The sequence below is a fragment of the Micromonospora sp. NPDC048063 genome, from assembly GCF_043202855.1.
GTDB lineage: Bacteria > Actinomycetota > Actinomycetes > Mycobacteriales > Micromonosporaceae > Micromonospora.
In genome coordinates this window covers 22,486-47,707 of record NZ_JBIDBG010000016.1, presented here as the reverse complement: position 1 = coordinate 47,707, position 25,222 = coordinate 22,486, and the positions used below count along the sequence as shown (strand labels likewise).

General features: G+C 75.5%; 2 protein-coding genes. Both read left to right on the top strand.

The window, feature by feature from the left end:
- The first annotated feature begins 23 nt into the window (after nt 1–23).
- The gene (locus tag ACGFZ2_RS28170) at nt 24–14,180 is read left to right on the top strand and encodes a type I polyketide synthase (RefSeq protein WP_393458652.1); all 14,157 of its coding nucleotides are present in this window, start codon (nt 24–26) and stop codon (nt 14,178–14,180) included.
- A gap of 47 nt (nt 14,181–14,227) precedes the next feature.
- Nucleotides 14,228–25,192: an SDR family NAD(P)-dependent oxidoreductase gene (locus tag ACGFZ2_RS28165; protein ID WP_393458649.1), complete on the top strand. Its 10,965-nt coding sequence runs from the start codon at nt 14,228–14,230 to the stop codon at nt 25,190–25,192.
- Nucleotides 25,193–25,222 lie beyond the last annotated feature (30 nt).

Below are 25,222 nucleotides of genomic sequence, written 5' to 3'. Positions count from 1 at the left end.
ATGCCGAGTGAGGTAGGTCCACGGTGAGCAACGAGGACGAGAAGTACGTCGAGTACCTGAAGCGTACGACCTCGGAGCTGCGGCGTACCCGGCGGCGGCTGCGCGAGCTGGAGGCCCGCGACTCCGAGCCCATCGCCATCGTGGCGATGAGCTGCCGCTACCCGGGCGGGGTCGACAGCCCCGAGGCGCTGTGGCAGCTCGTCCGCGACGGCGGCGACGGGATCGGGCCGTTCCCCGCCGACCGGGGCTGGGACCTGGACCGCCTCTTCCACCCCGACCCCGACCACCCGGGCACCAGCTACGTCACCGAGGGCGGCTTCGTCTACGCCGCCGCCGACTTCGACGCGGACCTGTTCGGCATCTCGCCCCGCGAGGCCGTCGCCATGGACCCGCAGCAGCGGCTGCTGCTGGAGACCTCCTGGGAGGCGTTCGAGCGGGCCGGGCTGCCGCTGCCGGCGGTGCGGGGCAGCCGCACCGGGGTGTTCGTCGGCGCGGCGTCGCACGGCTACGACGGCATGATGGCGCAGGCCGAGAACGGCGAGGGGCATCTGCTCACCGGCAACGCCACCAGCGTCATCTCCGGCCGCGTCGCGTACACGCTCGGGCTGGAGGGACCGGCGGTCACCGTCGACACCGCCTGCTCGTCGTCGCTGGTCGCCATCCACCTCGCCGCGCAGGCGCTGCGCAACGGCGACTGCGAGCTGGCGCTGGCCGGCGGCGTGACGGTGATGCCCACCCCGGCGGTCTTCGTCGGCTTCAGCCGGCAGCGCGGCCTCGCCGCCGACGGCCGGTGCAAGGCGTTCGCCGCCGGCGCCGACGGCACCTCCTGGTCGGAGGGGATCGGGATGCTGCTGCTCACCCGCCTCTCCGACGCCCAGCGGCACGGCTACCCCGTGCTCGCCGTCGTGCGGGGCAGCGCCGTCAACCAGGACGGCGCGTCCAACGGCCTGAGCGCCCCCCACGGCCCGTCCCAGGTCCGCGTCATCCGCCAGGCCCTGGCCAACGCCCGGCTCACCGCCGAGCAGGTGGACGTGGTGGAGGCGCACGGCACCGGCACCCGGCTCGGCGACCCCATCGAGGCGCAGGCGCTGCTGGCCACGTACGGGCAGGACCGGGGCGCCGCCGCGCCGCTGCTGCTCGGCTCGGTCAAGTCGAACATCGGCCACACCCAGGCCGCCGCCGGCGTCGCCGGCGTGATCAAGATGGTCATGGCGATCCGGCACGGCGTTGTCCCGCCGACCCTGCACGTCGACGAGCCGTCTCCGCACATCGACTGGACCGCCGGGTCCGTCACCCTCGCCACCGCACCCACCGCGTGGCCCACGGCCGACCGGCCGCGCCGGGCCGCCGTGTCGTCGTTCGGGGTGTCCGGCACCAACGCGCACACCATCATCGAGCAGGCCCCGGCACCGGCCCCGGCACCGGCCGAGGCCGAGGGCGAGCCGGCCGTGGTGGCCGACCGTCCGGCCTCCCCGGTGCTGCTCTCCGCCCGGTCCGAGGCCGCGCTCGCCGCGCAGGCCGGCCGCTGGGCCGCCTGGCTCGCCGCCGACGACACCCTCCGCCCGCTCGATGTGGCCTTCTCGTCGGTCACCTCGCGGTCCACCCTGGACCGCCGCGCCGTCGTGTCGGCGACCGGCCGCGACGACCTGCTCGCCGGGCTGCGCGCCGTCGCCGCCGGGGAGCCGGCCGGCACCGTCGTCACCGGCGCCGGGTCGCCGCGCGGCCAGCTCGCGGTGCTCTTCTCCGGCCAGGGCGCGCAGCGCGCCGGCATGGGCCGGGAGCTGTACGCGGAGTTCCCCGTCTTCGCCGCCGCACTCGACGAGGCGTGCGGGCACCTGGACCGCGCCCTGCCGCGCCCCCTGCGGGAGGTGCTGTTCGCCGCGCCGGGCACGGCCGAGGCCGAGCTGCTGGACCAGACGGTGTTCACGCAGGCCGGGCTGTTCGCCGTCGAGGTGGCGCTGTTCCGCCTCGTCGAGTCGTTCGGCGTGGCGCCGGACGTCGTGGGCGGCCACTCGATCGGCGAGGTCACGGCCGCGCACGTGGCCGGGGTGCTGTCCCTGGAACACGCCTGCGCGCTGGTGGCGGCGCGGGGCCGCCTGATGCAGGCGCTGCCCGCCGGGGGCGGGATGCTGGCCGTCGCCGCCCCCGAGGCGGACGTGCTGGCCACGCTGGACGGGCTCGCCGACCGGGTCGGGATCGCCGCGGTGAACGGCCCGACCTCGGTCGTGGTCTCCGGCGCCGCCGAAACCCTCGACGAGGTGGAGCGGCGCTGGCGGGACCGGGGCGCGCGGACCCGCCGGCTCACGGTCAGCCACGCGTTCCACAGCCCGCTCATGGAGCCCATGCTCGGCAGGTTCCGCGCGGTGCTCGACCGGCTCACGTTCGCCGCGCCGGTGCTGCCGGTCCTGTCGAACGTGACCGGCGCGATCGCCGACGCCGACGAGATCCGCACCGCCGACTACTGGGTGCGGCACGTCCGCGAGGCCGTCCGGTACGCCGACGGGGTCACCGCGCTGCGCGAGGCGGGCGTGGGCACCTTCCTGGAGATCGGCCCGCAGAGCGTGCTGACCGCGATGACCGGGGACGTCCTGCCCGACGGGGACGGTGCGCTCGCCGTCGCCGCGCAGCGCAAGGACCGGCCCGAGCCGCAGGGGCTGCTGGCCGCGCTCGCCGAGCTGCACGTGCACGGGGTGCCGGTGACCTGGCAGCCGTGGTTCGCCGACACCGGGGCGCGGCGGGTCGACCTGCCCACGTACGCCTTCCAGCACCAGCGCTACTGGCCGGAGATCGGCGGCGCCGCCGGGCAGGCCGCGCCGGCCGACGCCGCCGAGGGCGACTTCTGGGCGGCCGTGGAACGCGGCGACCTGACCGAGGTGGCGTCCCACTTGGCCGTGCAGGACGACCCCGCCGCGGTCGAGGCGCTCGCCCCGGCCGTGCCGGTGTTGTCGTCGTGGCGGCGGGCCCGGCACCGCGACGCCGTCGTGGACAGATGGTCGCACCGGATCGACTGGGAACTCGTCCGCCCCGCCGCGGCGGCGACGCTGACCGGCCGCTGGCTGGTCGTCACCGCCGACACCGACGACGCCGGTGCGGCCGGGACGCTGGCCGGCGCGGGCGCGCACGTCGACACCCTTGCCGTCGCCCCCGGCGTCGGCCGCGCCGAGCTGGCCGAGCTGCTGCGCGGGCACGGCGAGCGGGGCTGGACGGGGGTGCTCTGCGTGCTGCCCGACGGCGACCGGGCGCTGCCGGACGCCCCGGCCGTCTCCGTCGGCGCCGCGCTGCTGCTCACCCTGACCCAGGCGCTCGCCGACGCCGCCCTGCCCGGCCGGCTCTGGTGCCTCACCAGGGGCGCCGTCGCCGTCGGCGGCGAGACCGTCGCCGACCCGTGGCCCGCGCTGGCCTGGGGACTGGGCCGGGTCGTCGCCCTCGAACAGCCGGACCGCTGGGGCGGCCTGGTCGACCTGCCCGCCCGCGTCGACCGGGCCACCGGGGACGCGCTGCTCGCCGTCCTCGCCGACGCCGGCCACGACCAGGTGGCGATCCGCCCGCAGGGGACCTTCGGCCGGCGGCTGGTGCCGGCCGCGCCGCCGGCCGGGTCGGGCTGGCGGCCCGCCGGCACGGTGCTGGTGACCGGCGGTACGGGTGCGCTGGGCCGGCACGTGGCCCGGTGGTTGCTGGCCAACGGCGCCGGCGAGGTGGTGCTGGCTTCGCGGCGTGGTCCGGCCGCGCCGGGTGCGGCGGAGTTGGTGGCCGAGTTGGGGGCGGTGCGGGTGGTGGCCTGCGACGTCACCGACCGGGAGGCGGTCGACGCCCTCGTCGCCGGGCTGCCGGGGCTGACCGCCGTCGTGCACACCGCCGGGGTCGTGGACGACGGCGTCCTCGACGGGCTCGACCTGACCCGCATGCAGAACGTCCTCGACGGCAAGGTCCGCGCCGCCCGGGTGCTGCACGAGGCGACCGCCGGCCGCGACCTCGACGCGTTCGTGCTCTTCTCCTCCCTCGCCGGGGTCGTCGGCAGCGCCGGACAGGGCAACTACGCGGCGGCCAACGCGTACCTCGACGCGTTCGCGGCCTGGCGGCGCGGCCAGGGGCTGCCCGGCACCGCCATCGCCTGGGGCGCGTGGGCCGAGGACGGCATGGCCGCCGCGACCGCCGCGCTGACCGCCCGGCTCACCCGGGGCGGCATCAACCCGCTCCCCGCCGCCGAGGCGGTCACCGCCCTTGGCCGGGTGGTCAACACCGCCGAGCCCGCGGTCACCGTCGCCGACGTCGACTGGGGACGCCTCGCCGCCGCCTGGGGCCGGCCCACCCCGCTGATCGCCGCCCTGCCCGGGGTGCCCGCCGTGCCCACCGGGCCCGTCCGCGCCGTGGTGGTCGGCCGGTCCCTGCCGCAGCTCACCGACCTCGTCCGCACCCAGGCCGCGGTCGTGCTCGGCTACCCGGCCGGTCAACCGCTGCCCGACCGCACCTTCCGCGACCTCGGCTTCGACTCGCTGACCGCCGTCGAGCTGCGCAACCGGCTGACCGCCGAGACCGGCATGAGCCTGCCCGCCACGCTGGTCTTCGACCACCCCACGGTCGCCGAACTCGCCGCCCACCTGCACGGCCTCACCGCCGGCCAGGCCACCGGCGAGGTGGTCGCCGACGGCACGCACCTGCACCGCGAGCCGATCGCCATCGTCGCGATGAGCTGCCGGTTCCCCGGCGGGGTCGCCTCGCCCGAGCAGCTGTGGGACCTCGTCGCCACCGGCACCGACGCGATGAGCCTGATGCCCGGCGAACGCGGCTGGAACCTCGCCGAGCTGTACCACCCCGACCCCGAGCACCCGGGCACCAGCTACGTGCGGGAGGGCGGCTTCGTCGCCGGCGCCGGCGAGTTCGACCCCGCCTTCTTCGGCATCAGCCCCCGCGAGGCCCTCGCCATGGACCCGCAGCAGCGGCTGCTGCTGGAGAGCACCTGGGAGGCGTTCGAGCGGGCCCGCATCGACCCCACCGCGCTGCGCGGCAGTCGCACCGGCGTGTACGTCGGCACCAACGGCCAGGACTACGGCTCGCTGCTGATGGCCGCCGGGGACGTCGACGAGAACTACCTCGCCACCGGCGTCTCCGCCAGCGTCATCTCCGGCCGGCTGGCGTACACCTTCGGGCTGCACGGCCCGGCGGTCACCGTCGACACCGCCTGCTCGTCGTCGCTGGTCGCGATGCACCTGGCCGCGCAGGCACTCCAGGCGGGGGAGTGCGACCTCGCCCTGGCCGGCGGTGCCACCGTGATGGCCACCCCCGGGATCTTCGTCGGCTTCTCCCGGCAGCGCGGCCTCGCCGCCGACGGCCGGTGCAAGCCGTTCGCCGGCGCCGCCGACGGCACCGGCTGGGGCGAGGGCGTCGGCCTGCTGGTGCTCCAGCGGCTCTCCGACGCCCAGCGCGACGGCAACCCGATCCTCGCCGTGCTGCGGGGCAGCGCCGTCAACCAGGACGGCGCCTCCAACGGACTCACCGCCCCCAACGGCCCCGCCCAGCAGCGGGTGATCCGGCAGGCGCTGGCCAACGCCGGGCTGACCGCCGACCAGGTGGACGTGGTGGAGGCGCACGGCACCGGCACCACCCTCGGCGACCCGATCGAGGCGCAGGCGTTGCTGGCCACGTACGGGCAGGACCGCCCCGCGGACCGGCCGCTGTGGCTCGGCTCGATCAAGTCGAACATCGGCCACACTCAGGCCGCCGCCGGTGTCGCCGGCGTGATGAAGATGGTGCTCGCCATGCGGCACGGGGTGCTGCCGCCGACCCTGCACGTCGACGAGCCCACCCCCCACGTCGACTGGTCGGCCGGCGGCGTCGAACTGCTCACCTCCGCCCGCCCCTGGGAGCCGGCCGACGGCGTCCGCCGCGCCGCCGTGTCCTCGTTCGGGATCAGCGGCACCAACGTGCACACCATCCTCGAGCAGGCACCCGCCGACGAACCCCGGCCCGAGCCGGCGGCCACCGGGCCGGCCGGGGAACTGCCCTGGGTGCTCTCCGGGCGCACCGCCGACGCCCTCACCGCCCGGGCCCGGGACCTGAGCACCCACCTCGACACCATCGACGACGCCACGCTCGCCGACGTCGGCTGGTCGCTGGCCGCCACCCGCGCGTCCCACGACCACCGGGCCGTCGTCTTCGCCGCCGCCCGCGACGAGCTGACCGCCGCCCTCGACGCGCTCGCCGACGGCCGGCCCACCCCGCAGACCGTCACCCGCGTCCCCGGCACCCCGGGCGAGGTCGCGTTCGTCTTCCCCGGCCAGGGATCCCAGTGGGTCGGCATGGCCGCCGAACTCCTCGACACCGCCCCCGTCTTCGCCGAGAAGTTCGCCGCCTGCGCCGAAGCGCTGCGCCCGTACGTCGACTGGTCACCGACCGACGTGGTGCGCGGCGCGCCGGACGCCCCCTCCCTGGAGCGCGTCGACGTCGTCCAGCCCACCCTGTTCGCGGTCAGCGTCTCGCTCGCCGCCCTGTGGGAGTCGTACGGGGTGCGCCCGTCCGCCGTCGTGGGCCACTCCCAGGGCGAGATCGCCGCCGCGCACGTCGCCGGGGCGCTCACCCTGGACGACGCGGCGGCCGTCGTGGCCCTGCGCAGCCAGATCATCGCCGGCATCGCCGGGGACGGTGGCATGGTCTCCGTCGCCACCACCGCCGACGAGGCCACGGAGACCATCACCCGCTGGGCCGGCCGGGTCGCCCTGGCCGCCGTCAACGGCCCCACCTCGGTCGTGGTCTCCGGCGATGGCGCGGCCCTGGACGAGCTGGTCGCCCACTACGAGTCCCGCGAGGTGCGGGTGCGCCGCATCCCGGTGGACTACGCCTCCCACTCCGTCCACGTCGAGCCGCTGCGCGAGCAGCTCCTGGAACTGCTCGCCGGGCTGCGCCCCCGCACCGGCGACGTCCGGTTCTGGTCCACCGTGGACGGGGACTGGCTCGACACCGCCGCCCTCGACGCCGACTACTGGTACCGCAACCTGCGCCAGACCGTCCGCTTCGACGAGGCGGTGCGCAGCCTCGTCGCCGCCGGCTACCAGACCTTCGTCGAGGTCAGCGCCCACCCGGTGCTCACCATGGCCGTGCAGGAGAGCGTCGAGCTGGCCGCCGCCGACCCCGGCGCGGCCACCGTCACCGGCACCCTCCGCCGCAACGAGGGCGGCCTCGGTCGCTTCCTCCGCGCCCTGGCCGAGGTGTACGCCGGGGGAGCGCCGGTGGACTGGCGGCCCGCGTTCGCCGGCCTCGCCGGCCGCCGCCGGGACCTGCCCACGTACCCGTTCCAGCGGCAGCTCTACTGGCCGCAGCCGTCGGCCGCCACCGCCCCCACCGCCGGCGCGGCCGGCCCGGTGGCCGACGACGAGGTCGACGCCCGGTTCTGGGCCGCCGTCGAGGCGGAGGACCTGGCCGCCCTCACCGCCGAACTCGCCGACGCGACCGAGGCGCAGACCGTGCCGGACGCCGCCTTCGCCGACGTGCTGCCGGTCCTCGCCGCCTGGCGCCGCCGGCACCGCGACCAGGCCACCGTGGATTCCTGGCGGTACCGGGACAGCTGGCTGCCCGTCGTCGCCGACGGCCCGGTCGAGCCCGCCGCCACCGGCACCTGGTGGCTGGTCACCGGACCCGACGACACCGGCGCGGCCCAGGCCGCGTTCTGCCGGGACGCGCTGGAACGGCACGGCGGCACCGTCGTACCGCTCGTGCTGGACGCCGACCGCACGGACCGTACGGCCCTTACCGCCCGACTGCGCGAGCTCGCCGATGGCAGCGCGCCCGTCGCCGGGATCCTGTCGCTGCTGGCGCTCGACGAGACGCCGGCCCCAGCCCACCCCTCGGTGCCGGTCGGCTTCGCCGGCACCGTCACCCTGACCCAGGCGCTCGGCGACGCGGGCCTGCGCGCACCGCTGTGGTGCCTCACCCGGGGCGCCGTCTCCACCGACCCCGGCGACCCGCTGCCGCACCCGCTCCAGCAGCTCGCCTGGGGCTTCGGCCGGGTCGCCGCCCTGGAGCACCCGGATCGCTGGGGCGGCCTGGTCGACCTCCCCGACGTGCTGGACGACGCCGCCGGCCGCCGGCTGGTCCGCGTCGTCACCGGCACCGACGGGGAGGACCAGGTCGCGCTGCGGCGGGCCGGCGCGTTCGGCCGGCGGCTCCTGCACGCCCCGGTCGGCGACACGCCCGCCACCCGCGAGTGGCGGCCCTCCGGCACGGCCCTGGTCACCGGCGGCACCGGCGCGCTCGGCGGGCACATGGCCCGTTGGCTCGCGGCCAACGGCGCCGCACACCTGGTGCTGCTCAGCCGGCGTGGCCGGCAGGCCGAGGGCATCGCGGAGCTGGAGGCCGAACTGGTCGGCCTCGGCGCCCGGGTCACCGTGGCCGCCTGCGACGCCGCCGACCGGTCGGCGCTCGCCGCCGTCCTCGCGGACGTGCCGCCCGAGCACCCGCTGACCACGGTCGTGCACACCGCTGCCGTGCTCGACGACTCGGTGATCAACTCGCTGACCCTGGACCAGGTCGACTACGCGCTGAGCGCGAAGGTCACCGCCGCGCTGAACCTGCACGAGCTGACCCGCGACCGGGACCTGGACGCGTTCATCCTGTTCTCCTCGATGGCCGGCACGGTCGGCAGCTCCGGCGTCGGCAACTACGCCCCCGGCAACGCGTTCCTCAACGCCCTCGCTGAGCACCGGCGCGGCCTCGGCCTGCCCGCCACCTCCATCGGCTGGGGCGCCTGGGGCGGCGGCGGCATGGCCGACGGCGAGTTCGGCCGGATGCTGCACCGCCACGGCGCGCCCGAGATGCCCCCGCGGCTCGCCGTCGCCGCCCTGCACCAGGCCGTCGAGCACGACGAGACGTTCCTGACCATCTCGAACATCGCCTGGGACCGGTTCTTCGTCGCGTTCACCGCGACCCGGCCCGGGCCGCTGATCGCCGAGATCCCCGAGGCGCAGGCGCTCGCGAAGACCAAGGGCCTCACCGAGGCGAAGCAGGCCGACGAGGCCGGCCCGGCCGGCGCGTTCACCCGGATGAGCGCCGCCGAGCGCCAGCAGGCGCTGCTCGGCCTGGTCCGCGACCAGGCGGCCATGGTCCTCAAGTACGCCGACGGCGAGGCCGTCGACCCGCACCACGCGTTCCGCGACCTCGGCTTCGACTCGGTGACCGCGGTGGAGCTGCGCAACCGGCTCGCCACCGCGACCGGGCTGCGGCTGCCGGTGACCCTGGTCTTCGACTACCCGTCCTCGACCGCGCTCGCCCGGCACCTGCACGAGGAGTTGGGCGGCGGGGCCGCCGCGACGGTGGAGACCGCGCCCCTGGCGCTCGGCGACGACGAGCCGGTGGCCATCGTCGCGATGTCCTGCCGCTTCCCCGGCGGCGCGAACGACCCCGAGCGGTTCTGGGAGATGCTGCACGCCGGCCGGGACGCCGTGTCCGACCTGCCCGGCGATCGGGGCTGGGACATCGACCGGCTCTACGACCCCGACCCCTATTCCACCGGCACCTCCTACGTCCGCAGCGGCGCCTTCCTCTACGAGGCGGCGGAGTTTGATGCCGGGTTCTTCGGGATCTCGCCGCGTGAGGCCCTGGCGATGGATCCGCAGCAGCGGTTGCTGCTGGAGGCGTCGTGGGAGGCGGTGGAGCGGGCAGGGGTTGACCCGGGGGTGTTGCGGGGTTCGCGAACAGGGGTGTTCGTGGGCACGAATGGTCAGGACTATGGGGCCCTGTTGATGGTGGCCAGTGCGGACGAGGTGGAGGGGTTCGCGGGCACGGGCAACGCCGCGAGTGTGGTGTCGGGTCGGGTGGCGTACGCGTTGGGGTTGGAGGGGCCGGCGGTGTCGGTGGACACGGCGTGTTCGTCGTCGTTGGTGGCGTTGCACCTGGCGGTGCAGGCGCTGCGCCGGGGCGAGTGCGACCTGGCGTTGGCGGGCGGCGTGACGGTCATGGCGACGCCGGGGCTGTTCGTGGAGTTCTCGCGGCAGCGCGGGTTGGCGGCGGACGGCCGGTGCAAGGCGTTCGCTGGGGGTGCGGACGGTACGGGTTGGGGTGAGGGCGTCGGTGTGCTGCTGGTGGAGCGGCTGTCCGACGCGCGGCGTAACGGTCACCGGGTCCTGGCGGTGGTGCGGGGAAGCGCGGTCAACCAGGACGGTGCGTCGAACGGGTTGACGGCGCCGAACGGTCCGTCGCAACAGCGGGTGATCCGGCAGGCCCTGGCGTCGGCGGGGTTGACCACGGCCGACGTGGACGTGGTGGAGGCGCACGGCACGGGTACGACGCTCGGTGACCCGATCGAGGCGCAGGCGTTGCTGGCCACGTACGGGCAGGGCCGGGAAGGGTACGAGCCGCTGCTGCTCGGGTCGGTCAAGTCGAACATCGGGCACACCCAGGCCGCGGCCGGCGTCGCCGGCGTGATCAAGATGGTGCTGGCGATGCGGGAGGGCGTGGTCCCGGCGACGCTGCACGTGGACGAGCCGTCCCCGCACATCGACTGGACGTCCGGCGCCGTCGAGTTGGCGACGGAGTCCCGGCCGTGGCCGGCGGTGGACCGCCCCCGCCGCGCGGCGGTGTCGTCGTTCGGCATCAGCGGCACCAACGCGCACGTCATCATCGAGTTGGCCGAGGAACTGTCCGCCGAGAGCGCGGAGCCCGAGGCCGGCGCGGACCGGAGTCCCGCGCTCGTGGCCTCGGACGCCGTCGTCTGGCCCATGTCCGCGCGGTCCAAGGCCGCCCTCGCCGGGCAGGCCGCCCGGCTGGCCCGCCACGTCCGCCAACACGAGGATCTGGACCCGGCCGCCGTGGCCTGGTCTCTCGCCACCACGCGCTCGGCGTTCGACCAGCGGGCCGCGGTGGTGGGTGCGGGCGTGACGGAGCTGTTGGCCGGGCTGGACGCGCTGGCGGCCGGTGCGCCGACGGGCAACCTCGTCACGGGCACCGTCTCCGGCGCGGGTGCGGGTGCGGTGTTCGTGTTCCCGGGTCAGGGTGCGCAGTCGGCGCGGATGGCGGCCGGTCTGGTGGGTCGTGTGCCGGTGTTCGACGCGCGCTTGGCGGAGTGTCAGCGGGCCCTCGCCTCGTACCTGGATGTCGACATCGTGTCGGTGTTGACCGGGGATGACGAGTCGTGGTTGGAGCGGGTGGAGGTGGTGCAGCCGGTCCTGTGGGCCGTGGGTATCGCTCTGGCGGCGGTGTGGCGGCACGTGGGGGTGGCTCCGGGGGCGGTGATCGGTCACTCGCAGGGTGAGATCGGTGCCGCGTGTGTGGCGGGGATTCTGTCGTTGGAGGATGCGGCGAAGGCGGTGGCGTTGCGGTCGCGGGCGCTGACGGTGCTGCGGGGTACCGGCACGATGGCGTCGGTGGACCTGTCCGTGGACGCGGTGACGGAGCGTCTGGCCGTGTTCCCGGGTGTCGGGGTGGCCGCGGTGAATGGTCCGTCCACGGTGGTGGTGTCGGGTCCGCCGCAGCCGGTCGCGGACCTTGTCGAGGCGTGTCAGGCCGAGGGCGTTCGGGCCCGCCTGATTCCGGTGGATTACGCGTCGCATTCGGCGGCGGTGCAGGACGTTGCGGAACAGTTGCGTGCTGACCTGGCCGACATCGCTCCGCAGGAGGGTCACACGCGCCTGGTGTCGACGTTGACCGGGGATTGGGTGGATCCGGCGTCGATGACGGCGGATTACTGGTATGACAACCTGCGGCGGACGGTGCAGTTCGACCCGGCTGTGCGGGTGGCGGTCGCCGCGGGTCACACGACGTTTGTGGAGATTTCCCCGCATCCGGTGTTGACCATGCCGGTCACGGCGATCCTGGACGACGCGGGTGTCACCGGTCACATCCTGGGCAGCCTGCGGCGCGGGGACGACGACCCGACGCGGCTGCTGACGAACCTGGCCACGGCGCACGCGATCGGCCTGCCCGTCGACCTGACCGCCGTCCTCGCCGGGACCGACGTCGTGGCGCTGCCCACGTACGCCTTCGACCGGGACCGGTTCTGGCCGACCGCGACGACCGCGCAGGGCGGCGCCGACGAAACCCCGAGCGGCGTCGACTCCGCCTTCTGGGCGGCCGTCGAGAGTGAGGACCTGGCCGCGCTCGCGGAACTCACCGCACAGAGCGCGACGGAGTCCCTGGAACGGCTGGGCGCGGCCCTGCCGGTGCTCGCCTCCTGGCGGCGGCAGCAGCGGGAACGGTCCACCCTGGACGACTGGCGGTACCGCAGCGTCTGGCAGCCGTACACCGGGACGCCGGTCAGCTTCCTCCCCGGCGCCTGGTGGGTCGTCGCGGACGAGCGGCACCCGGAGGAGGGCGAGGCCGCGGTCGTCGAACTGGCCCGCCGAGGCGCCGACGTCCGGCTGATGCTGCTGCCGGACGACCTGACCGACCGGGCCGCCCTGGCCGCGCACCTGACCACCGCGACGCGCACCGCCGACGGCGGGCCCGCCCCGGTGGACGGCGTGCTGTCGCTGCTCGCCCTCGCCGACGGCGCGGTCGACGACACCCAGCCGGTGCCGCCGTTCCTCGCCCGGTCCCTGGCGCTGGTCCAGGCCCTCGGCGACCTCGACGTCGCCGCGCCGCTGTGGTGCCTCACCCGGGGCGCCGCCGGCACCACCCGGGGCGGGACCCCCGGCCGCCCGGAGCAGTCGCTGCTCTGGGGCCTCGGCCGGGTCGCGGCCCTGGAACACCCGCAGCGGTGGGGCGGGCTGGTCGACGTCCCGGCCACCCTCGACGACCACGGCTGGGACCTGCTCTGCGCCGCGCTGGCCGGCCTCGACGGCGAGGACCAGCTCGCCGTCGACGGCGCCACCATCCTGGTACGCCGGCTGGTGCGGGCGCCCGGCGGTGACACCGCCACCGACGAGGCCGGCTACCCGGGCACCACGCTGGTCACCGGCGGCACCGGCGCGCTCGGCGCGGAGGTGGCCCGCTGGCTGGCCGCCCGCGGCGCCGAGCACCTGCTGCTGGTGAGCCGCCGGGGAGCGGACGCCCCGGGTGCTACCGAGCTGGTTCGGGAGCTGACCGAGGCCGGCAGCCGGGTGACCGTCGCGGCCTGCGACGTGGCCGACCGGGCGGCGCTGGCCAAGCTGCTCGACGAGGTGCCCGCCGAGGCGCCGCTGACGAGCGTGGTGCACGCGGCCGGCGTGCTCGACGACGGCGTGCTCGACGGCCTCACCGCCGACCGGCTCGCCACCGTCCTGCGGCCCAAGGTGCTCGGCGCGCTGCACCTGCACGAGCTGACCGTCGGGCGGGAACTGCGCGCGTTCGTGCTGTTCTCCGCGATGGCCGGCCAGCTCGGCGCCGCCGGCCAGGGCAGCTACGCCGCCGCCAACGCCTACCTCGACGCCCTCGCCGAGCAGCGGCACCGCCAGGGACTGCCGGCCACCTCGATCGCGTGGGGTCCCTGGGCGGCCGGCGGGATGGCCGCCACCGACCAGGCGGTGGAGGAGCGTCGGCGGCGCACCGGGGTCGCCCGCCTCGACACCGAGCCCGCCCTCACCGCGCTCGCGCGGTGCGTCGCGGGAGGCGAGCCGGCGACGCTGGTGGCCGCCATCGACTGGGTCCGGTACGTGCCCGGCTTCGTCGCCGTCCGGCCCAGCGCGCTCATCGAGGGCGTGGCCGAGGCGCGGCGGGCCGCCGCCGAGCGGGCCGACGACAGCGGCGTGTCCGCGGAGTCGCTGGCCGCGCTGCTCGCCGGCCAGACGGACGCCGAGCGGCGCAAGACCCTCCTCGAACTGGTGCGCGGCCAGGCCGCCGCGGTGCTCGGGCACGCCTCGATCGACGCCGTGGAGCCGGACCGGGCGTTCCGGGAACTCGGCTTCGACTCGCTGACCGCCGTGGAGCTGCGCAACCGGCTCACCGCGGCGACCGGCGTCCGGCTGCCCGCCACGGTGGTCTTCGACTACCCGACCGCCGCCGGGCTGGCCGACTACGTGCGGGCCGCGATCGTCGACGGCGGGGTGGTCGGTGTCGCGCCGGTCTTCGGCGAGCTGGACAGGTTGGAAGCGGCGCTCTCCGGCTCGGCGCCGGACCGCAGCGCCCGGATTCGGATCACCGAGCGGCTGCGGGCGCTGCTGGCCTCCCTCAACGAGGCCGACGCGCCGGCGGACGGCGACACCGTCGCCGAGAAGCTCCAGGACGCGACGCCGGATGAGGTCTTCGACTTCATCGACCGCGAGCTGGGGATGTCCTGACGTGATCGCTGCTGCGACGACGGGTCAACACAAGGAGTGCGCGGTCCATGGCTGACGAGGCGAAGCTTCTCGACTACCTCAAGCGGGTCACCGCTGACCTGCATCAGGTGCGGCAGCGCCTGCGCGAGGTGGAGGCCGGCGAACAGGAACCGGTCGCCATCGTCTCCATGAGCTGCCGGTTCCCCGGCGGCGTGCGGTCGCCGGAGGACCTGTGGGAGGTGGTCGCGTCCGGCCGGGACGCGGTCACCGACTTCCCGGAGGACCGGGGCTGGGACCTCGGGTCGTTGTACGACGCCGACCAGGAGCAGGGCGGCCCCGGCACGTCGTACACCCGCCAGGGTGGCTTCGTCCACGACATGCCCGACTTCGACCCGGGCTTCTTCGCGATCTCACCGCGCGAGGCCCTGGCGATGGACCCGCAGCAGCGCTGGCTGCTGGAGACTTCGTGGGAGGTCCTCGAACGGGCCGGCATCGACCCGCACTCGCTGCGCGGCAGCCGTACCGGCGTCTTCGCCGGCAGCACCGGGCAGGACTACGGCACCGTGCTGATGGGTGCCGCGCAGGGCCTGGAAGGGCACCTGATGACCGGCAACGCCGGCAGCGTCGTCTCCGGCCGGATCGCCTACACCTTCGGCCTGGAGGGGCCGGCGGTCACCATCGACACCGCCTGCTCGTCCTCCCTGGTCGCGCTGCACCTCGCCGGGCAGGCGCTGCGGCAGCGGGAGTGCACCCTGGCCATCGTCGCCGGGGTCACCGCCATGTGCACCCCGGCCGCCTTCGTCGAGTTCTCCCGGCAGCGCGGCCTCGCCGCCGACGGCCGGTGCAAGGCGTTCGCCGCCGCCGCCGACGGCACCGGTTGGTCCGAGGGCGTCGGCGTCCTGCTGCTGGAGCGGCTGTCGGACGCGCAGCGCAACGGCCACCCGATCCTCGCCGTGGTGCGGGGCAGCGCCGTCAACCAGGACGGCGCCTCCAACGGCCTGAGCGCCCCGAACGGGCCGTCCCAGCAGCGGGTCATCCAGCAGGCCCTGGCCAACGCCGGTCTCGCCGCGGGCGGCGTGGACGTGGTGGAGGCGCACGGCACCGGCACCCGGCTCGGCGACCCGATCGAGGCGCAGGCGCTGCTGGCCACGTACGGGCAGGACCGGGGCGACGCGGCGCCGCTGCTGCTCGGGTCCGTGAAGTCGAACATCGGCCACGCCCAGGCCGCCGCCGGCGTCGCCGGTGTGATCAAGATGGTCATGGCGATGCGGCACGGCGTCGTGCCGCCGACCCTGCACGTGGACGAGCCGACCCCCGAGGTCGACTGGTCTGCCGGTGCCGTCTCGCTGGTGACCGAGGCGACGCCGTGGCCGGCGACGGACCGGCCGCGCCGCTCGGCCGTGTCCTCGTTCGGGGTGTCCGGCACCAACGCGCACACCATCCTGGAGCAGGCCCCGGTGCCGCAGCCCGCGCCGGCCCCCGCCGCACCGGCCGTCGAGCGGCCGGTCGTCCCCGTGCTGGTGTCGGCCCGGGACGCCGCCGGCCTAGCCGGACAGGCGCAGCGCTGGGCCGCCCGGCTGGCTGCCGACGAGACCCTGCGTCCCCTCGACGTCGCCTTCTCGTCGGTCACCTCCCGGTCCACCCTGGACCACCGGGCCGTGGTGCCGGCCACCGGCCGCGACGACCTGCTCGCCGGGCTCCGGGCGCTCGCGTCCGGCGAGCCGTCGGGCGCGGTGGTCGCGGGCCAGGCCGGCGGCCGGGGCTCGCTGGCGGTGCTGTTCTCGGGTCAGGGTGCGCAGCGTGCGGGCATGGGCCGGGAGTTGTCCGAGGCGTTCCCGGTCTTCGCCGCCGCGTTGGGCGAGGTGTGTGCGCAGCTCGATCCGCTATTGCCGCGTCCGTTGCGGGAGGTGCTGTTCGCCGAGGCGGGCACCCCGGAGGCCGAGCTGCTGGACCAGACCGTGTTCACCCAGGCGGGCCTGTTCGCGGTCGAGGTGGCGTTGTTCCGGCTGATCGAGTCGTTCGGCGTCGTGCCGGACATGCTCGCCGGTCACTCGATCGGTGAGATCACGGCCGCGCACGTGGCCGGGGTGTTGTCCCTGTCGGACGCCGCCGCGTTGGTGGCGGCTCGGGGTCGGTTGATGCAGGCCCTGCCGTCCGGCGGCGGGATGCTCGCAGTGGCGGCGGACGAGGCCGCGGTGGCCGAGTCGATCGCCGGCCTCACGGATCGGGTCGGGATCGCGGCGGTCAACGGGCCGACATCGGTCGTGGTGTCCGGCGCGGTCGACGCCCTCGACGGCATCGAGCGGACCTGGAAGGAGCGAGGCGCCCGGACCCGCCGCCTCGCCGTCAGCCACGCGTTCCACAGTCCGCTGATGGAGCCGATCCTCGATGAGTTCCGCACGCTCCTGGACGGGTTGACCTTTGCCGCCCCGTTGCTGCCGGTCGTGTCGAACGTGACCGGTGCCCTGGCCGAGGGCGACGAGATTCGCACGGTCGACTACTGGGTGCGGCATGTCCGTGAGGCGGTGCGGTACGCCGACGGGGTCGCCGCGCTGCGTGAGGCGGGCGTGGACACGTTCCTGGAGGTGGGTCCGCAGAGTGTGCTGACGGCGATGGCGGCGGACATCCTGCCCGAGGATGATGCCGTGCTGGCCGTCGCCGTCCAGCGTAAGGACCGGCCGGAGACGCACGCCCTGCTGCACGCCCTGGCCGACCTGCATGTGCACGGCGTGCCGGTGACCTGGCGGCAGTGGTTCACCGACACCGGCGCACGCCGCGTGGACCTGCCCACGTACGCCTTCCAGCACCAGCGCTACTGGCCGGAGGCGGGCGCCGGGTGGACCGGAGACGTCACCGCCGTCGGCCTGCGGCCCGCGCGGCACCCCCTGCTCGGCGCCGCCGTCGGCGTCGCGCACGCCGAGGGCTTCCTGTTCACCGGGCGACTGGCCCGGCGCACCCACCCGTGGATCTCCGACCACGTCGTCTTCGACACGGTGCTGCTGCCCGGCACGGGCTTCGTGGAACTCGCCCTCCAGGCCGGCGCGCACGTCGGCGCGGACCACGTCCGCGAACTCACCCTGGAGTCGCCGCTGATCCTGCCTGAGACCGGTGGCGTGGACATCCAGCTCTGGATCGGCCCGGCCGACGAGACCGGCTGCCGGTCCGTGTCGCTGCACTCCGCGGTCGACGGCGACCCGGCCGACGGCGCGGGGGAGCGGGCCTGGACCCGCAACGCCAGCGGCGTGCTGGCCAGCGGCCCCGCCGGACCGGGCACGCCCTCCGGCTGGTCCGACCTGACCGCCTGGCCGCCCCCGGGCGCGACCGAGGTCGCCACCGACGACCTGTACCTGAACCTCGCCGCCCAGGGCTACGACTACGGCCCGTCCTTCATCGCGCTGCGCTCCGCCTGGCGGCGCGGCGAGGACCTCTTCGCCGAGCTGGCCCTGCCGGAGACCTCCGCCGCCGAGGCCGACGGGTACGGCCTGCACCCGGCCCTGCTCGATGCGGCGCTGCACACCCTCGGGCTGACCACCGCCACCGGCGCGCCGTCCGGGGCGGACATGCCCCCGGGGTACGGCCGGCTGCCGTTCTCGTGGAACGACGTCGCCCTGCACGCCGCCGGCGCGGCGGCGGCCCGGGTCCGGGTCTCGCACACCGGCACCGACAGCATCTCGCTGCTGCTCGCCGACGTCACCGGCGCGCCGATCATCTCCGTCGGCTCCCTCGTCCTGCGGCCGGTCTCCGCCGACCAGCTCCGCACCGCCGGGGGCGGCGGGACCGAGTCGCTGTTCCGGGTCGAGTGGGCCCCGCTCGCCCTGGCCGCCGGCCCGTCGACCGACGCCTGGGTGGTGGTCGACGACGACGCGGCCCTCACCGACGCGGTAGCGGCAACCGGGACGGCCGTGGCGGCGTACCCCGACCTGACCGCCCTGGCGACCGCGATGGACGACGGCGCGGACGCACCCGGCGTGCTGGTCGTGCCCTTCCTCGACCCGCCCGCGTCGGCGGACGTGCCGCGCGCCGTCGCCGAGGTGACCCACCGGGCGCTCGCCGTGCTCCAGCAGTTCCTCGCCGACGACCGGTACGCGGCCTCCCGGCTGGTCGTGCTCACCCGCGGCGCGGTCGCCACCGACCGGGACGCCGACCTGACCGACCTGGCCGGCGCCGCCGTGATCGGCCTGCTCCGCTCCGCCCAGTCGGAGAACCCCGACCGGTTCGTGCTGGTCGACGTCGACGACGTGGCCGGCTGCGCCGCCGCGCTCGTCCCGGCCGTCGCCACCGACGAGCCGCAGGTGGTGATCCGCGCGGGCGTCGCCGCCGGCGCCCGGCTCACCCGGGTCCCCGCCGTCGCCGAGCCGCCAGCCGCCCCGTTCGACGGGGAGGGGAGCGTCCTGATCACCGGCGCCACCGGCACCCTCGGCCAGCTCATGAGCCGGCACCTGGTGACCACGTACGGCGTCCGGCACCTCATCCTCACCAGCCGGCGCGGCCGGGCGGCCGCGGGCGTCGCCGAACTCTGCGCCGACCTGGAGGCGCTCGGCGCGACCGTCACCGTCGCCGCCTGCGACGTCGCCGACCGGGCCGCCGTGGCGGAGCTGCTGGCCGCCATCCCGGCGGAGCACCCCCTCACCGCTGTCATCCACGCCGCCGGCGTCCGCGACGACGGCGTCATCTCCTCGCTCACCCCCGAGCGGATGGACGGCGTGCTGCGGCCCAAGGTCGACGCCGCCTGGAACCTGCACGAGCTGACTGCCAACCTAGACCTGAAGGCGTTCGTCTCGTACTCCTCGCTCGCCGCCACCGCCGGCGGCCCCGGCCAGGGCAACTACGCCGCCGCCAACGCGTTCCTCGACGGGCTGGCCCAGCACCGCAAGGCGCGCGGGCTCGCCGCGCTCACCCTCGCGTGGGGCCTCTGGGCCGACCGCAGCGGCATGACCACCGAGCTGGACGACGTCCACCTCAACCGGATCTCCCGCTCCGGCGTCGCCGCCATGGAGGCCGAGGAGGGGCTCGCCCTCTTCGACGCGGCCTGCCGCACCACCGACGCCGCGCTCGTCCCGGCCCGGCTCGACCTCGCCGCCATGAAGGTGCAGTTCGCCGGCGGCAGCATCCCGCCGCTGTACCGGGCGCTGATCCGCATGCCCGCCCGCACCGCCGCCGCGGCCACCACCGGCGCGTCCCTGGTCCAGCAGCTCGCCGCGCTCGGCGACACCGACCGGGCCGCCGCGCTGGTCGAGATCGTCCGCGGCCAGGCCGCCGCCGTGCTCGGCTACCCCGACCCGACGGCCATCGAGCCGCGCAAGGCGTTCAGCGAGTTCGGCTTCGACTCGCTGACCGCCGTCGAGATGCGCAACCGGCTCAACAACGCGTTCGGGATGCGGCTGCCGGCCACCCTCGTCTTCGACTACCCGACCCCACACGACCTGGCCGCCTTCCTCGGTACGGAGATCGCCGGCACCCCCGTCCCCGTGCGACCCACGACCACCACCGTGTCGGTCGACGACGACGAGCCCCTCGCCATCATCGGCATGGCGTGCCGGCTGCCCGGCGGGGTCTGGTCCCCGGACGACCTGTGGCGGCTCGTGGCCGACGGCGTCGACGCGATCACCGACCTGCCCACCGACCGGGGCTGGGACCTCGACTCCCTCTACAGCCCGGACCCCGACGCCAGCGGCACCTTCTACGCCCGCGGCGGCGGCTTCCTCAGCGGCGTCGACCGGTTCGACCCCGGGTTCTTCGGCATCTCGCCCCGCGAGGCCCTGGCCATGGACCCGCAGCAGCGGCTGTTGCTGGAGACCACCTGGGAGTCCTTCGAGTCCGCCGGCATCGACCCGGCCGCCGTCCGGGGCAGCAGCACCGGCGTGTTCGTCGGGACCAGCGGCCAGGACTACGGCTCGCTGCTCGCGTACTCGCCGGAGGCCGCCGAGGGCTACATGCTGACCGGGATGACCAGCAGCGTCATCTCCGGGCGGGTGGCGTACACGTTCGGCCTCGAAGGTCCGGCCGTCTCGTTGGACACCGCCTGCTCGTCGTCCCTGGTGGCCCTGCACTGGGCCGGCCAGGCGCTGCGGCGCGGCGAGTGCGACATGGCCCTCGCCGGCGGTGTGATGGTGATGGCCACCCCGACCGCGTTCGTCGAGTTCTCCCGCCAGCGTGGCCTCGCCGCCGACGGCCGGTGCAAGTCGTTCGCCGCCTCGGCGGACGGCACCGGCTGGTCCGAGGGCGTCGGCATGCTGCTCGTGCAGCGGCTGAGCGACGCCCGCAGGCAGGGCCGCAAGGTCCTCGCCGTGGTACGCGGCTCCGCGATCAACCAGGACGGGGCGTCGAACGGGCTGACCGCCCCGAACGGCCCCTCCCAGCAGCGGGTCATCCGGCAGGCCCTCGCGTCGGCGCGGCTGTCCACGGCCGACGTCGACGTGGTCGAGGCGCACGGCACGGGCACCACGCTCGGCGACCCCATCGAGGCGCAGGCGCTGCTCGCCACGTACGGGCGGGACCGGCCGGCCGACCGGCCGCTGCTGCTCGGCTCGATCAAGTCGAACATCGGGCACGCGCAGGCGGCGGCGGGCGTCGCCGGCGTGATCAAGATGGTGCAGGCCATGCGGCACGGGGTCGTGCCGGCGACGCTGCACGTGGACGAGCCGTCCCCGCACATCGACTGGACGTCCGGCTCGGTGGAGTTGGCGACGGAGTCCCGGCCGTGGCCGGCGGTGGACCGTCCCCGCCGCGCGGCGGTGTCGTCGTTCGGCATCTCCGGCACCAACGCCCACGTCATCATCGAGCAGGCCGACGAGCCGGTCGAGTCCGCGCCCGTGGACCCGCGTCCGGGCCTGGTGGACTCCGATGTCGTCGTGTGGTCGGTGTCGGCGCGGTCGAAGGGGGCTCTGGCGGGTCAGGCGGCGCGGCTGGCGGAGTACGTGCGCGAGCGCGGCGACGTTGATGTGGCGGCGGTGGGCTGGTCCCTGGCCACGACGCGGTCGCTGTTCGATCAGCGGGCGGCGGTGGTCGGCGCGAGCGTCGAGGAGTTGCTGTCGGGGCTGGACGCGCTGGCGGCCGGTTCGCCGGCCGGCAACGTCGTCGCGGGCACGGCCTCGTCCCACGGTGCGGGTGCGGTGTTCGTGTTCCCGGGTCAGGGTGCGCAGTCGGCGCGGATGGCGGCCGGTCTGGTGGGTCGTACGCCGGTGTTCGACGCGAAGTTGGCGGAGTGCCAGCAAGCTCTCGCCCCTTATCTGGACGTGGACCTGGTGTCGGTGCTCACGGGCGAGGACGAGTCGTGGTTGGAGCGGGTGGAGGTGGTGCAGCCGGTCCTGTGGGCCGTGGGCATCGCCCTCGCGGCGGTGTGGCGGCACGTTGGGGTTTCTCCGGCTGCGGTGATCGGTCACTCGCAGGGTGAGATCGGTGCCGCGTGTGTGGCGGGGATTCTGTCGTTGGAGGATGCGGCAAAGGCGGTCGCGTTGCGGTCGCGGGCGCTGACGGTGCTGCGGGGCACCGGCACGATGGCGTCGGTCGACCTGTCCGCCGAGGCGATCACCGCCCGTCTCGCGGGTTTCCCGGGTGTCGGGGTGGCCGCCGTCAACGGCCCTTCCACCGTGGTGGTGTCCGGTCCGCCGCAGCCCGTCGCGGACCTCGTCGAGGCGTGCCAGGCCGACGGTGTCCGGGCGCGGCTGATCCCCGTCGACTACGCCTCCCACTCGGCGGCGGTGCAGGACGTCGCGGAACAACTCCGTGCCGACTTGGCTGGCATCGCCCCGCAGGAGGGTCACACCCGTCTGGTGTCGACGTTGACGGGTGACTGGGTGGATCCGGTGTCGATGACGGCGGACTACTGGTATGACAACCTGCGGCAGACGGTGCAGTTCGATTCGGCCGTGCGGGTGGCGGTCGCCGCGGGTCACACGACGTTCGTGGAGGTCTCGCCGCATCCGGTGTTGACCATGCCGGTCACCGCGATCCTCGATGACGCGGGCGTGACCGGTCACATTCTGGGCAGCCTGCGGCGGGGTGACGACGACGCGACGCGGCTGCTGACCAACCTGGCCACGGCGCACGCGATCGGCCTGCCCGTCGACCTCACGACCGTCCTCGCCGAGACCGACGCTGTCGATCTGCCCACGTACGCCTTCGACCACCACCGGTACTGGGTCGACCCCCCGGTCCACCGGGCGCAGGACGTCAGCTCCGCCGGCCTCCAGGACGCCGGGCATCCGCTGCTCAGCGCCACGCTGACCTTCCCGGACAGCGAGCGGATGGTCTTCACCGGGCGGCTGTCGGTGCGTACCCACCCGTGGCTCGGCGAGCACCGGGTGATGGACAACATCCTGCTGCCCGGCACCGCCTTCGTGGAGCTGGCGACGTACGCCGGTGAGCAGGCGGGTTGCCCGACGGTGGAGGAGCTGACCCTGCTCGCCCCGCTCGTCCTGCCCGAACTCGGCGCGCTCCAGGTGCAGCTGATGGTCGGCGACCGGGACGACGACGGGCGCCGCACCGTCCAGCTCTACTCCCGGCCCTACCGGGACGGCTCGGACGAGATCCTGGCCGACGTGGCCTGGACCTGCCACGCCACCGGCCTGCTCGCCCCGCAGCCGGCCGAGGGCACCGCGCCCGCCTTCGACCTCGGGGTGTGGCCGCCGCCCGGCGCGACCCGCGTCGAGGCCGACGACTTCTACTCCGGCATCGAGGCGACCGTCTTCGGGTACGGCCCGGCGTTCCGCGGCCTGCGCGCCGCGTGGACCCGCGACGACGAGGTCTTCGCCGAGGTCGAGCTGCCTGCCGACCACCACGCTGACGCCGGCCGGTTCGGCGTGCACCCGGCGCTGCTCGACGGCGCGCTGCAGGCCATGTCGATCGGCGGCTTCCTCGGCCGGATGGGCGACGGGGCCGACGCCACGGTGCCCCGCCTACCGTTCGCCTGGACCGGCGTCTCCCTGCTCGCCGCCGGTGCCACCGCCCTGCGCGTGCGCGTCGCGGCGGCCGGCGAGGTCGGGGTCTCCTTCCAGGTGGCCGACGCCACCGGCGCCCCGGTGCTGCACGTGGACTCGCTGATCATGCGCCGGGTCACCGGCGACTCGCTCGGCGCTGCCCGCTCCGGCCGGCACGAGTCCCTGTTCCAGGTGGACTGGCCGGCGCTGCCGGTGCCCACCGGCCCGGTGCCGGCGGCCATCCGCTGGGTGGTGCTCGGCGGCGACGATCTCGCCCTCAGCGTCGCCTGCGAGGCGGCCGGCGTGCGGGTGCGTGCCGACGTGGACCTGGACTCGCTGGGTGACCTGCTCGCCGGGGGCGCGCCGGCGCCCGAGGCGGTGATCGTCCCGGTCGGCGGCGTCGGGGACCCGACGGACCCGTCGCTGGCCGCGCAGGCGCGGGCCACGACGCACCGCACCCTCGCCGCGGTGCGGACCTGGCTCGCCGACGACCGGTTCGCCGACTCCCGGCTGGTGTTGGTCACCCGCGACGCGGTCGCGGCGGGGGAGCAGCCGGTCGTCAACCTGCGCCAGGCCCCGGTCTGGGGCCTGCTGCGGACCGCGCAGCTCGAGCACCCGGGCCGGTGCCAGCTGGTCGACCTCGACGACACCCCTGGCAGCGGCACCGTGCTGGCCGCCGCCATCGCCTCCGGCGAGCCGCAGCTCGCCGTGCGGGGCGGGCAGGTCCGTACGCCACGGCTCGGGCGGGTTCCGGCCGGGGTGGAGCTGCTGCCCGGCGGCATCGACCCCGACGGCACCGTGCTGATCACCGGCGGGACCGGCGTGCTGGGCCGTATCGTGGCCCGCCACCTCGCCACCACCCACGGCGTGCGGCACCTGCTGCTGGCCGGGCGGCGCGGCGCGGCGGCCGAGGGCATCGCCGACCTCGCCGACCTCGCCGACACCGGCACCCGGATCACCGTCGCGGCCTGCGACGTCGCCGACCCGGACGCCCTGTCGGCGCTGCTGGCCGGGGTGCCCGCCGACCATCCGCTCACCGCCGTGGTGCACGCCGCCGGCGTACTCGACGACGGCGTGCTGGAGTCGATGACCCCCGAGCGGGTGGACGCGGTCGCCGTGCCGAAGATCGACGCGGCGTGGCATCTGCACCGCCTCACCGCCGACCTCGACCTCGCGGCCTTCGTGCTCTTCTCCTCGGCGGCGGCCACCCTGGGCAGCGCCGGCCAGTCCAACTACTCGGCGGCGAACGCCTTCCTGGACGCCCTCGCCGCGCACCGGCGGGCCCGCGGACTCGCCGGCATCTCCCTGGCCTGGGGCCTGTGGGAGCAGGCCAGCGGCATGACCGGCCACCTCGACGACGCGGACGTGCGGCGGATGGCCGAGCAGGGCGCGGCGGGGCTCGCCACCGAGCAGGCGCTGGACCTCTTCGACGCGGCCTGGCGGCTCGACGCGGCGGCGGTCGTACCGATGCGGCTGGACGTCGGGACCCTGCGGACGCAGGCGGAGGCCGGCACGCTCGCGCCGATGCTCCGGGCCCTGGTCCGGGTGCCGCTGCGGCGATCGGTCGACGCCGCCGGTGCCCGCGCCGGCGGGATGCAGCTGAGCCAGCGGCTGGCCGGGCTGGCCGGCCCGGAGCGGCTGAAGGTCGTGCTGGACGTGGTCCGGGCGAACATCGCCGCCGTCCTCGGCCACGCCAGCGCCGACGCGGTCGACCCCGGCCGGCTCTTCACCGAACTCGGCTTCGACTCGCTCACCGCGGTGGACCTGCGCAACCGGCTCAACAGCCTGTCCGGGCTGCGGCTGCCGGCGACGCTGGTGTTCGACTACCCGACGCCGGCCGCGCTCGCCGAGAGGCTGACGAGCGAGATCGCCGCCGACGCGGCGCCGTCCACGCAGCCCATCTTCCAGGGCATCGACACCGTGGAGAGCCTGCTCACGGCCATCCCACTGGACGCGACGGCCCGGGCCCGGTTCACCGCCCGGATGCAGGACCTGCTGGCCAAGGCGTCCGACCTGGGCGCCGGACCGGCCACCGAGCAGGACAAGCCCGATCTCGAATCGGCCAGCGACGACGAGATCTTCGACTTCATCAGCAAAGAGTTTGGGATCTCCTGAGATGACCGGATTCTTCATCGAGGAAGGCGC

Coding starts and splice junctions, on each gene's coding strand:
- ACGFZ2_RS28165 (WP_393458649.1), top strand. CDS start 14,228: ATGGCTGACGAGGCGAAGCTTCTCGACTACCTCAAGCGGGTCACCGCT.